General features: G+C 40.7%; 9 protein-coding genes. 5 read left to right on the plus strand and 4 right to left on the minus strand.

Features of this window, described 5'->3' with window-relative positions; translation table 11 throughout:
• Nucleotides 1–57: 57 nt before the first annotated feature.
• Both J2S25_RS01715 and J2S25_RS01720 read right to left on the minus strand, forming a co-directional pair.
• The gene (locus J2S25_RS01715; protein ID WP_307191049.1) at nt 58–2,196 is read right to left on the minus strand and encodes a 5'-nucleotidase C-terminal domain-containing protein; all 2,139 of its coding nucleotides are present in this window, start codon (nt 2,194–2,196) and stop codon (nt 58–60) included.
• Between the two features lie 235 nt (nt 2,197–2,431).
• Complete coding sequence (locus J2S25_RS01720) at nt 2,432–4,555, minus strand: S-layer homology domain-containing protein (RefSeq protein ID WP_307191050.1); 2,124 nt, start codon at nt 4,553–4,555, stop codon at nt 2,432–2,434.
• 215 nt (nt 4,556–4,770) lie between these two features.
• On the opposite strand from J2S25_RS01720, the gene J2S25_RS01725 reads away from it, so the two are divergent.
• From J2S25_RS01725 to J2S25_RS01745, 5 genes are all read left to right on the plus strand, one after another.
• The gene (locus J2S25_RS01725; protein WP_307191051.1) at nt 4,771–5,556 is read left to right on the plus strand and encodes a hypothetical protein; all 786 of its coding nucleotides are present in this window, start codon (nt 4,771–4,773) and stop codon (nt 5,554–5,556) included.
• An 876-nt stretch (nt 5,557–6,432) separates the two neighbouring features.
• Nucleotides 6,433–6,645: a hypothetical protein gene (locus tag J2S25_RS01730; protein WP_307191052.1), complete on the plus strand. Its 213-nt coding sequence runs from the start codon at nt 6,433–6,435 to the stop codon at nt 6,643–6,645.
• On the plus strand, nt 6,632–7,654 hold the full coding sequence (locus J2S25_RS01735; protein ID WP_307191053.1) for a processed acidic surface protein: 1,023 nt from the start codon (nt 6,632–6,634) through the stop codon (nt 7,652–7,654). The genes J2S25_RS01730 and J2S25_RS01735 overlap by 14 nt, the downstream gene beginning before the upstream one ends.
• A complete protein-coding gene (srtD, locus tag J2S25_RS01740; protein ID WP_431305952.1) occupies nt 7,647–8,264 on the plus strand; it encodes a class D sortase, LPxTATN-specific in 618 nt (205 codons plus the stop codon). The genes J2S25_RS01735 and srtD overlap by 8 nt, the downstream gene beginning before the upstream one ends.
• Before the next feature lie 523 nt (nt 8,265–8,787).
• Nucleotides 8,788–8,940: a hypothetical protein gene (locus J2S25_RS01745; RefSeq protein ID WP_198528136.1), complete on the plus strand. Its 153-nt coding sequence runs from the start codon at nt 8,788–8,790 to the stop codon at nt 8,938–8,940.
• 425 nt (nt 8,941–9,365) lie between these two features.
• On the opposite strand, the gene J2S25_RS01750 is transcribed toward J2S25_RS01745, so the two are convergent.
• Nucleotides 9,366–9,770 (minus strand): hypothetical protein, encoded by a 405-nt coding sequence (locus J2S25_RS01750; RefSeq protein WP_307191054.1) that lies wholly within the window; start codon nt 9,768–9,770, stop codon nt 9,366–9,368.
• 410 nt (nt 9,771–10,180) lie between these two features.
• Nucleotides 10,181–11,791, minus strand: a complete 1,611-nt coding sequence (locus tag J2S25_RS01755; RefSeq protein WP_307191055.1) for an S-layer homology domain-containing protein — start codon at nt 11,789–11,791, stop codon at nt 10,181–10,183.
• Between the last annotated feature and the right edge of the window lie 111 nt (nt 11,792–11,902).

The following is an 11,902-nucleotide window of genomic DNA, read 5'->3' on the forward strand; positions in this document are numbered from 1 at the left end:
CTCCTATTGCTGAATAGGCACCCTCAAAAGGTTTTCGAGGGTGCCCATTAGTTGTAATTATTTCTGTGTATCTACTATTCTACCTTCTACTTTTGGTTCAATTGTTTCAGATTGAGTCAGGTAGTCAACGAACATTTCGTAGTCTACAAATCCTGGTTCGCTTATGCGGCCTTCTGTGTATGCGTTAGCAAACATTTCGTATCCGTCTCCGCCTTTAGCAGTGAATGTGTTCGTAGCGACTAGGTAGTTTTTAGTAAGATCTAGTTCTGTATAGGTTCCGTCCGTACCTTTTACTTCGATCTTAACAACTCTTTCTCCAGTTGGCTTGCTGCTGTCATAAGAGAATTTCATTCCTGAAACGTGCAGGAATGCTCCGCTTTCATTTGGAGCCTGGCTTACGCTATGCTCAAGGGCAGCTTTGATTTCAGAGCCTTTCAGGTTCATAATGCCCAGTGTATTGCCAAATGGCATCGTTGTTAAAACTTCACCAAGTGTAATATCGCCCTCATCAATAGAAGCACGAATGCCGCCTCCATTTGTTACAGCTATTACAGTGTTAGGATTGATTGATTTGGCTTTTGCAAGCATACCGTCCGTAATCAGATTACCAAGATTGGATTCCTGTGTACGAACTACTGCACGTTCTCCCTCAAGTTTGACTGCAGCAGATTTTCCGATGGACTTGTTTTGAAGCTCCATTACCTTGTCCTTAAATGGCTTAACTAGCTCTACGGCATTAGCATCTTCCGCTTTGTCTTTAAGATCCACTAGTTCACCAGCATAGCCAGTGATTGTTCCCCAATAGTCAAACTCAACGTCTAAAGTACCAAGCAGGTCGCTATATTGTCCAGCTTGGACAATAAGTGTCGGCTCTTCTTTATCAATTAACTTTGGCTCTGTAAGCTTTGTATGTGTATGTCCGCCAACAATGATATCAATTCCATCTACCGCTTCAGCTAGCTTCAGATCATTATCATATGCAACGTTGTCGTCATAGCCTAAGTGAGAAAGGGCGATGATTTTATGAATCCCTTGAGTTTCAAATGCTGCAACCATTCTTTTTGCTTCTTCCACATAATTGCTGAAAGTGATTTTGCCAGGGCTTGAAATATCCTTTGTTTCTTCTGTTGATAATCCAAAGATACCGACTTTCTGCCCATCGACTACTTTTACGATCCCATCGAAGATCTTTCCATCTTCCATTTTCTCGCCAATAGTACCTTTCGATTGAATTCCATTGAATAGAGCATCTTTTGAAAAGTCAACGTTAGAGCTAACAAATGGGAAGTCCGCTCCTTTTATAAATTCAGAAAGAGATTTATGTCCTTCTGTACTTGATCCAAGATCGAATTCATGATTTCCGAAAGTCATGGCATCATAGCCAAGATAGTTCATTAATGCTAAATCGGCTTGTCCTTCAAACTCATTAAAGTAGAGAGTTCCAGAAAAAACATCCCCTGCACTTAACAATAGAGCATCAGGGTTTTCAGCACGGACTTCCTTTACTGCACTTGCTAGTTTAGGAGCTTTATCCACATAGCTGTGGGTATCATTTGTGTGCATAATAGTTAAAGCCAAATCTCCATTTTCAATTGCTTGAGCAGCTTTAAATAAAAAGATTGCATAGTCGCCACGTTTCGCGATTTGATTAACACCAAAGTTCGTGTTGGAGAAGCCTTTGGCTACTTGGTTCGCAACCAAAGCATGAACAGAGGCTTCATAATTGGAGCTTACGTCCTTAAAGTTAAAATCGGATTGACCTAACAATTCGAATCCTCTTTCGATCCAAACTGCCAATTCGCCACGAGTGATAAAGCTATTGGAACCAAAATTAGTAGCGTTCTTTCCGGAGGCAATGCCATAGAATTTCAATGCATTTACAGCATCTTTCGCACGATCCGGTACATCTTTGAATCCAGCTTCTGGGGCTCTTGCCACTTCTAGACCAAGAACATTAGCCAAAAGAACCGCAGCGTCCACACGCTTGATCGACTCATTTAAACCAAAATTTGTAGATGATTTGCCGTTAGCACCCGCCGCTACAACAAAATCAACCGCATCAACATAACGGCCAGATACATCTTTGAAGCTTGCAGCCTCTGCAGCAGATACCGCTGGTGCAACCGCTGACGCAACCAAAGCAGCAGTCGCAGCAGTCGCAATGAACTTACGGGAAGACTTAGATACCATATCCATTCATTCTCCTCTTTTCTTTGCCTAATTGGACTCATGCCGATCAAAATTCAGATGATACTAGACTCACAGATGTCCGAAATCATTGTAACAAAAAAGCGGGAACAGATGACGGATAATTCTAATTTTTTACATTTATTAATAGATTTGAAATAAAAAATTAACAATTATCCTGTGTTGTAAACAGTAAAAAAATCCCGCAACAGAATGAATCTGTTACGGGATTTTTTTACATTTATTACTTGCTGAATGTATCGTCAAGCAATTGTGCTGAGACAAGGAAGTTTGCCAGGATTGCCGCCATTTCATTCCGCTGCGTGTAACCATTCGGATTGAATGTGCCGTCCCCTTTTCCTTTGACGATTCCCGCCTGGTAAACAGCCTCAACACCTGACTTCGCCCATGAACCAACTTGCTTGGCATCCTTGAAATCATTTAGTGTTTTTGTTTTATCCAACTGGCTGAAATCATACTCAACGAAGGAAACCTTCATCGCCCGCTCGACCATTGCTGCTGCCTGAGCACGAGTGATTTTTTCGTTCGGTGCGAACGTGCCATCCAGCTTTCCTTGTACTACTCCGTATTTCACCGCAGCCGTCAATTCGCCTTTTTTTGCGAACCATTCGATGCCTAAAACATCTTTGAAGCTTTTGTCATACTGCTCTGTAGGAAGGCCCAGTGCGCGAACAAGCAGGACAGCGAACTCAGCACGAGTCATGTGCTTGCCTGGTTCAAATTCACCAGTTGCCTTTCCTTGGATGATGTACTTCGCGCCGAGCGTTTCGATATACTCTTGTGCCCAGCCGGATTTTACGTCGGTGAACGTCTTGTCATTTTCAACGATGGTGTATTTTGAATTCGTCAGTGACTTTACAGTTGCCGTTTTTCCATTGAATAGAGTCGGGATTGCAGAGATCGTTCCATCCGGATTCAATCTAACAGCTGCCGAATTTTCTTTATCGAAGTCATATTCGCCTGTAATATCCCGCTCTACATAGGCAGAGAACTTCGAGACAGGCTCCGTTTTAGTTCCAGCTTCAGCAGTAACGGTGAACTCGATAACTTTGGAAGCAAGCTTCAGCTTATTTTTAGCGACTGAATCCTTGACATCCGCCTCGTTGACTACATTTACCGCGATAACAATCTGAACGTCTTGCTCATTTGCTCCAAGTTTGGATGCAAGGTCGGCAATTTTGATTTGAGCAGCTGGAAGCTTATAAGACGCTTCATCCGTCGACACTTCTACTACCGCTTTCCCATTCTTTAAAGCTGCTTTTGTGAATAAACCTGCCGGAATCTGAGCCTTCGCTGCTTCACCAGCTGCTGGCTTCTCAAGCTTCACTTGGACCGTGTCCTTTTCTTGCGTAATCAAACCAACGATTTCGTCCACCTTTTCAGCGAAGATCTTCGTGATGACTTCTACTCTTCCAGATGGATTTTTCTCCTTAACCACTTCAGCCGCCTGCTCAGGAAGCATGATGTTATTCGACTCACCTGGTGCTGGTGGGTTCAGTGGTGGTGTTGAGCCTCCGCCACCTGGGTTAGTTTGATCTTCAGGATCCGGATCACCGGCAGCTAATGAAGCCAAAATGAAAGCATCTCGAAGTGACTTTAATTCAGTGTCATTTAAGATTGATTTGCTTTTAAGTTTTCCATTTATTCTTTCTTGGATTTCGAAAAGTCCTTCAAGATCTGTTCCTAGATTGGTGCGGAAGTCCTGGTTGAGCTGTTTAAATTTATCATTTGAGTTTACTACGTTGTCCCTAACTTGCCTAGTAACTGAATCAATACTGTTTGTTAGTAATGCCCTGCCAATTGTGTCAGCTGGCAAATCCCATAGGGCTTTCTCGGATTCAACCAAGAATTCTAGAATTGTGTCCAGGCTTTCAGAACCCATAACAGCTTTAAAGGCAATACCCTCGTGAGATGTTTGGAATAAATGATAGTTTTCGGCAATCGTGTCACCAGTTGATGTATAAACAAATGCAGCAAGCTTTGCTGCAATATCTTCTGCAGTAACGGTCTCCCTGAGTACACCATTTGCTTCCACATTGATAGGCAAACGCCCATTAATATGAGCTGCCACCCCCGCTGATAAAACATCATTCCAGTCTTGTTTCGTGAATCCCTTCAGACCTTCCGCTGCCTTATTGAAGATAACGTAATTATCGGAACCGGCCTCATAATTTAAATGACTGTAAATCAATTTGATTCTATCAATTGCTGTACTTGTAGAATCAATAGCTTCTGCATGTACTGATGTACTATGCCAAAGTGGAGCAGTTGCCGCAACTGGAGAAAGTGCTATCGTTGCTGCCAGCATCGCCTTCACTGCTTTATTGCTAAATGGATATTTCTTCATTCTTACATCACCTCTAATTTTTTTTTGATCATAGACTCTATCAGACTAGTTACTATGTAGATAAGTCTATAATACTTCATTATTTTACCAGATTCAACAAAATATTTTTTTATTGTCGATTTATGGATTGATTTTTCAACTATCTATCCTTTTATCGGAAGAAGTATGATAATATTTAAGTGCTTTTACCATTAGTAAGGGGGTTTCATCAATAGATGAAAAAAGGACTCAAGATTTTTCTTGCAATTTTTGTCGTTTTATTACTAGCTTTAGGCGGAACTGCCTACTATTTTTTGAAGGTTAAGCAGTACGATATTGCGGATACCAAGGTTGAAAAGATCACCGAATCCGACTATCAGATCGAACTTCCTGGAATAAATGGAGTGGGCAATACAGACACGGCCTCTGCAACCATTGGCTCAAATTCTTCTGGAGAAAATGATGCTGGAGGAGCAAGTGAAAAAGAAGGCAATAGCGGAAATGGTGGTTCTACTGAATCTGCTTCTGGAGACGGAAATGGTTCTTCAAACAATGTGACTTCCCAAAAGACAGCTGATGGAAAGAAAGCCGACGATGGCAAAAAAGCGGCGAATGGTACAGAAAATGCAGGCCAATCGGGTTCTGACCAGAAAACGGATAGCAAAGAAGTTACTGCCGAATCCATCAAGGCAGCGTATCGTCCTGTGTTTGAATCACTTGAAGCTCAGGCTAACGGGAAGATTGATGGTTTAGTAGCCGCAGCATATGATGAATATAAAACAAAGAAAGAAAGCGGCGAATCCGTATCGATTACCTATTTCTATAGAAAATACTCAGCTGCTGGAAAAGAACTTGAAAGCAAGACCGACGAAACTTTCCAGTACGTTTATAACGCTTTGGAGAAGGATCTCCAAAAGCATGGTATCAATGCTTCCGAAGCAACAGATTTCAAAACACAATATGAAAACGCCAAAGAATCACGCCAATCCGCCCTGCTCGAAAAAGCAAAATCCGCGTTGTGATTTGCACGCTTTGGGGCGATTCTTATCGCTGACACAATTGAAATTTTTGTACGAAAAAGGCACGATGAGCAATGGGAATTGCGCATCGTGCCCTTTTTTCTTTTAGGTTCCTTTCTCCATATGAAAATTTTTTGATGAGATGTTTGCAATTACCGCTGCCAATTTTTTAACAACTACAAATAGTATGAAGACGGTGAAAATTAAGGTTTAGTTAATCCGCGCCATTTGTTAGATTTTTTTTATTGAATTAACAAGGTGCGAAATTCGAGTAATATACAAATCAGTATTGGTCCATGATAAAATCGAACTAAAGAATGGACATGAAAACCCACTCGTTGAAAAAACCTCATTTACTTATGATACTGTTCTCTACACTCAAATAGCGAATCTGGAACTGTTGATGTCCAACCCTTTAAACAATCTCCGAAGTACCAATACATCAAAGAGCTATTTGAAGACTCCTTTTTGGGGAATCAGCTATTTAAAGGGGATAATGCTGCCTAATTGACCAAAATGGAATAAGAGAAAACCCCCAATTTGCAGGCAAGTTCAGCGGAAAATGCAGCTTTAAACCCTGTTATTTTGGGGGTGCGAAACTTAAGTTATTAATCTTCTGGAACAAGGAACCTGTCCCCGTGTCCCTTTAAAATATCCACTAATTCATCTTGTGCAAGTTAGATAAACATAAAAGAACGGAGGCAAAGCACGATGTATGACCAAGAGCAAATCAAAAAGCATATCAACTATTATGTTGAAAAATTACAACTACCTGTCATCCCTTGTAGTGGAAAAATTCTTAAATTACAAGGATAGCAATAGAGACACGAAGCTCCTACATCAAAAGAAATAGAGAAATGGCTAGAGGCTTATAAAGAGATGAACATTGAATTTGTTCTTGGACAAGCTTCTGAACTAGTTGGAGTTGATGCTGATGGGGACAAGGCGATAGAACTACTTAAAGAGTGGAGTGAAGGAGATTTACCCGAAAAATGGACATCATACTATAAAAAGAAAAGCCCCGCAGAGATTTCTCTCCACAGAGCCTTTCTAGAATTGGGACAAGGAACCTGTCCCCTTGTCCCTCCCTGAAACTTTGGAAGAATTAAAAGACTATCTGGGAGCAGTTGTAAGTGAGGAAAATCTTCAGGAACTGCTTGTGGATTATGACATCACAGAGGAAGAATTCAACCAGTTGCTTGATAAAAATGGAGCAACATTGGATGAATTCGTTTTTTATGATGATTTATATTTCAGTGTATCAGATTGGCTTTACACCGAAGAATTGACTCCAATCACAGATGAAAAGATGCAAACCCTTCTTGAAGATTATCAATTTGCATCGGTGGAAGAATTGGAAGCTTTCCTGAATTCCTATGATGATTCAATCGAAAACTATGAATATATGGAAGACCTAGATTTTGCAGTCGCTCAACACTACTTCATGGAATCTAAGGATGACTTGATCAACACATTGGATTCTTTTGGTCTCTCCCTTGCTGAAGCCAATAACCTTGCCAATCATATGATTGTAATTATGGAAAATCCTGACGTCGATCCAGAACAACTTTTTACGGCGTTGGAAGGATATGGGGTAAGATTAATGAAATTCCCAGAGTTTAACAGTGCATCTGATCTTTCAGCGGAAGACATTGCTGAATTCATTGATATTTGGGATGGTATGCTTGCTTCGTTAGATTTAAAAGTAGAGTACTACTTGGTTAAGGATGGAGTAGAGTCCCCTGTTTCATTTGCTTCCCTTATGCAAATGAACTCTACCAATGACGCAAATTTACTAACAAAAATCCTTTCCTCCAATGGTGAACTTTTAGCTGACATGGTCATCACAAAGGAAATGTTCGACTCTGAATTCATGCAAGTAACCGGAGAAAATCTGGAAGATACAACTCAAGCAGCTGCAGAAGTGAAAAATGCTGCTGATGAACTGAAAAAAGCTGACGTGAAATCCCCTGCTAAAACAGTCAAGGGCGGAAAGCTACCAAACACCGCTTCCGATTATCTGCAAAATACAATGGCTGGATTTGCAATGATCCTTTTAGGAATTTTTGTATTCAGGAAAGGGAAAGCGAAACGTGTCTAATTTTTTTAAAAAAGGAAGAACCGGAAGACTGGTTCTTCTTTCCTTATCTGTAGTTATCATCGCTTTCGGTTTTTGGTTCAGCGGAACCAATGCTTATACATTCATGAAAGGGTACTGGCTTTATAAAACTACTGAACCCCAAACAGAAGTTGCCTTTGCCAATAAGCCCGATCAGACGGCTAACCGTCCAGCCAGCCTCTATTCGGTGAGACCTGAACAAGGAGAAATGATCGGAAACCTGACCATTCCTAAACTCAATGCCAATTTGCCCATTTACCATGGTACGGATGAGGATGAGCTTGAAAAAGGAGTAGGACACTTCGCAGGCAGCGTCCTTCCAGGAGAGAAAGACAATTCTGTTCTATCCGGACACCGTGATACTGTGTTTCGCCAGCTAGGCAATGTTGGCAAAGGGGATTTACTCGTTGTCACAACAAATGCCGGAAAATTCACGTACAAGATCAGAAAAACCCGCTTTGTTGATGCAAATGACAGAACAGTAATCGTTCCCAAACCTCGTGCCACACTGACCGTAACCACCTGCTATCCATTCGACTTCATAGGCGATGCACCAGAACGGTATATCCTAATTGCAGACTTAATAGAATGAGCAGGGGAAAAATCCCCTGCTCGTTTTGTATGACAATCCACCCAATTTCAGCTAATAAAAAACGCGATGAGTAGGCAAAACCACCCATCAGGCTTATCCAAAAAACTATTTCGAATTACGAAGGAACACAAGAACCTTCCCTATGTCTCTCACAGAATGCCAGATAAAGAAGGGTCAAGGTACCTGTCCTCGTCGTCCTTATGATTCGGTTCCTATAAAAAGAAAAGCCCCGCAGAGATTTCTCTCCACAAAGCCTTTCTAGAATTGGGACAAGGTACCTGTCCCTTTGTCCCTTATAAACAACATGCCCCTCGAATCTAACCACATCATACTAGTTGTAAAAAAATGGTGGGACGAGGTACCTGTCCCTGTGTCCCTTTTATGACCAAGAGCAAATCAAAAAGCAAACCAACTATTATGTTGAAAAATTACAACTACCTGTCATCCCTTGTAGTGGAAAAATTCTTAAATTACAAGGATGGCAAAAGAGACACGAAGCTCCTACATCAAAAGAAATAGAGAAATGCTAGAGGCTTATAAAGAGATGAACATTGGACTTGTTCTTGGACAAGCTTCTGAACTAGTTGAAGTTGATACTGATGGGGACAAGGCGATAGAACTACTTAAAGAGTGGAGTGAAAGAGATTTACCCGAAAAATGGACATACATCCTATAAAAAGAAAAGCCCCGCAGAAATTTCTCTCCACGAAGCCTTTCTAGAATTGGGACAAGGTACCTGTCCCCGTGTCCACGTGTCCAGTGACGGTTTTAAAATTTTGAGAAAAAGAGAATTCATTTCTCCCTATAAAATCACTGTAAATGACGAAGAACCATTTCTAACTTATTAATCTTCTGGGACAAGGTACCTGTCCCCGTGTCCCTCTCACGTATCCCTTCCTGCAGAATACCAGATAGAAAAGGGTCGAAGCACCTGTCCTCGTGGCCCTTATGATTCGGTTCCTATAAAAAGAAAAGCCCCGCAGAGATTTCTCTCCACAGAGCTTTTCTAGAATTGGGACAAGGAACCTGTCCCTGTGTCCCTTCCTCGACGGATATAAAAACCCAACTATGAGAATCACAGTTGGGTTTATGAGCTTTGAATTATAATCTAACGTCTAGTCCTGTACCAACATTTAATAAGTTACCTACAGAATCAGCGATATCTAAAGTAGTCTTAGCTCTTAACTGAACACCTTTGCTGAAGTCTGTTGCAGATAATGCTTTTCCTGCAATTGTAACAACAATTTTGTCAGAAGAAGAACCTACTGTTGTAGCAATTGATGTAATACCAGTTGTAACTTCAACACCGTCAATGAATAACTTGAAGTCAGCAGTATCAGAACCACCAAGTGCAACTGCTTCACTTGCAGTTAATGTAATAACAGTAGCAGTTTCATCTACACCTGTAGTTCCAGCATCATCTTGAGTGATAGATGTTAATGCAACATTTGTTACTACTGGTACTACGTTTTCTTCTAAATATTCAGTAGTAGTGTAGTCATTCATAGCAACACCAGCTTTAGTCTTAACTCCAGTTACCTTAACTGTACGAGTTCCAGTGTATTGGTTAGAGTTAGCTTCAAGCTTAATAGTAACTTCGTTTGAGCTATTAAGTGAAGCGGACTTAACAGTAGCACCAGCAACTTGATAGTTAGCAATGTTTGTAGCAGTAGCACCATCAATGTCTCCGATGAACTTAACTTTAATAGTATTTTCGTCAACTACTAAAATACCGTTGGCAGCAACTAGGTTTCCAGACTCAGCAGAGTCAATTGTTAAGTCAAGAGAAGGTTTAGTTGAGTTAACATCTGAACCTCTAGTAAAACTGAATGCAGAAGTTTTAACAACGTTATTGTTACCAGCTGTATCTTCAAATAGGTCAGCAGCAAGGTCTACTGTGTAAGTAGCATCTTTAACTAGTGCAACAGGACCTGTTTTAGAGATGTCAGCAAGCTCAATAGCAATTCATTAGTTGTGTTTGATACAGCAACTAAATCAGCAGATGCTAATGTTGGAGCTGTTGTATCAGCAGCAAAGTTAACGATTTGAGAGAATGCTGCATTATCTTCTCCACTTAAGTCAGCGAATGCAGAAGCGTCAACTGAAATAGTTGTTAAACCAGAAACTGCTGAAGCTAATTGAACAGTGTACTTTGTTTTATCTGTAGCATCTTGAGTTAGAGTAGCTGGAGCCACTAAAGCAACACCATTAACCTTAACATCGCCAATTACAAAGTTTTGTACTTGCTCGCTTAATTTAATTTCAAATTTCTTTGCATTAACAGGAGTAACTGATGCAACTGTAGGTGCAACACCGTCTTTAGCACCTTTTACAACAGAAGCACTTGTTGGGTTTACAGCTAATAGGTTATCTGAGAAATCAGTAGCACCTAAAACTGTTACGTTAATAGTTGAGTTAGCAGGAATACTAGCACTAGATAAATCTAATACAAGGTCAGAACCTACAACGCTAGATGAAACTAATGAAGAAATGTCAGTACCGTTAGCTAATTTAGCAACAACTGTACCTTTAGTTTTTAAAGGCTCAGAGAACATAAGCTTAACAGTGCTAGCATTAACTGTTTCAGAACCTAGTAAAGTAGGAGCAACAGTATCAGTGTAGTCTAAAACTTGATTGTAAACTGCTACATATGCACCCTCAGTATCTTTTACAGTGTCAGCTGTAGTTGAGAACATATATGTTCCTTCCCAAGTACCAGCACCAGAAGTAATTGTTAATGTCTTTCCATCTTCGCTTAATGAAGCTGCGTTTGTTCCACTTAAAGCAACTCCATTAACTTTAAAGTTTGCATTAATAACATTTCCACTAGTGATTACAGTAGATTTGTCAACAGCTTTATTAAACTTAACTATTAATTGCTTAGCATTAACCGCACTAACACTAACAACCTGTGGTGTCTTCACAACTTCAGCAGCACGCTTCAAGAAGATTGCAAGATCTCCGCGAGTGATGTTTTGGCTAGTACCGAAAGTAGTTTCAGTTTTACCTGAAGTTACTTCGTAAGCGTATAGACCTTGGATAGCTGTTTTATAGATACCTACAGCATCTGTGAAGCTTGTTGCTACATCAGATTTTAGGTCGTATGCGTTAGAAAGCATGATTGCCATTTCGCCACGAGTTACTGTAGCGTTTGGAGCAAATTCAGTTGTTGACTTACCAGAGATATAGCCTTTAGATTTAAGAACTGATACATAGGCATCATAACGAGTGCCAGCTGTATCTTCGAAACCTGAAGCTGGTGCAGAAGCAGTGTCAAGCTTAAGAGCTTTTGCAAGCCAGATAGCAAGATCGCCACGCTTGATGTTTTCGTGAGTTCCGAAAGTACTTTCTGTAGTTCCTTGTGAGATGCCATTGTTAACTAGATAGTCAACTGCATCCTTGTACTTTGGTGCTACATCCTCGAAGTGTGATGAAGCCATTGCAGCTGGAGCGATTGCAGATGCAACTAAAGTTGCAGTAGCAGCTGTCGCCACAAACTTGCGGTAAGACTTTGGTTGGTACGCCATTTTGTGTTTCCTCCCTGTTTTGTAAATAAGTTTTTTCTTGGTGCCCCCCGGATTGGTAAGATCCGGATCTCATGCGTGTTGTAATAGTTTTATAGTCTATTCCTTTGTCCC

It is taken from the genome of Mesobacillus stamsii, assembly GCF_030814065.1.
GTDB lineage: Bacteria > Bacillota > Bacilli > Bacillales > Cytobacillaceae > Mesobacillus > Mesobacillus stamsii.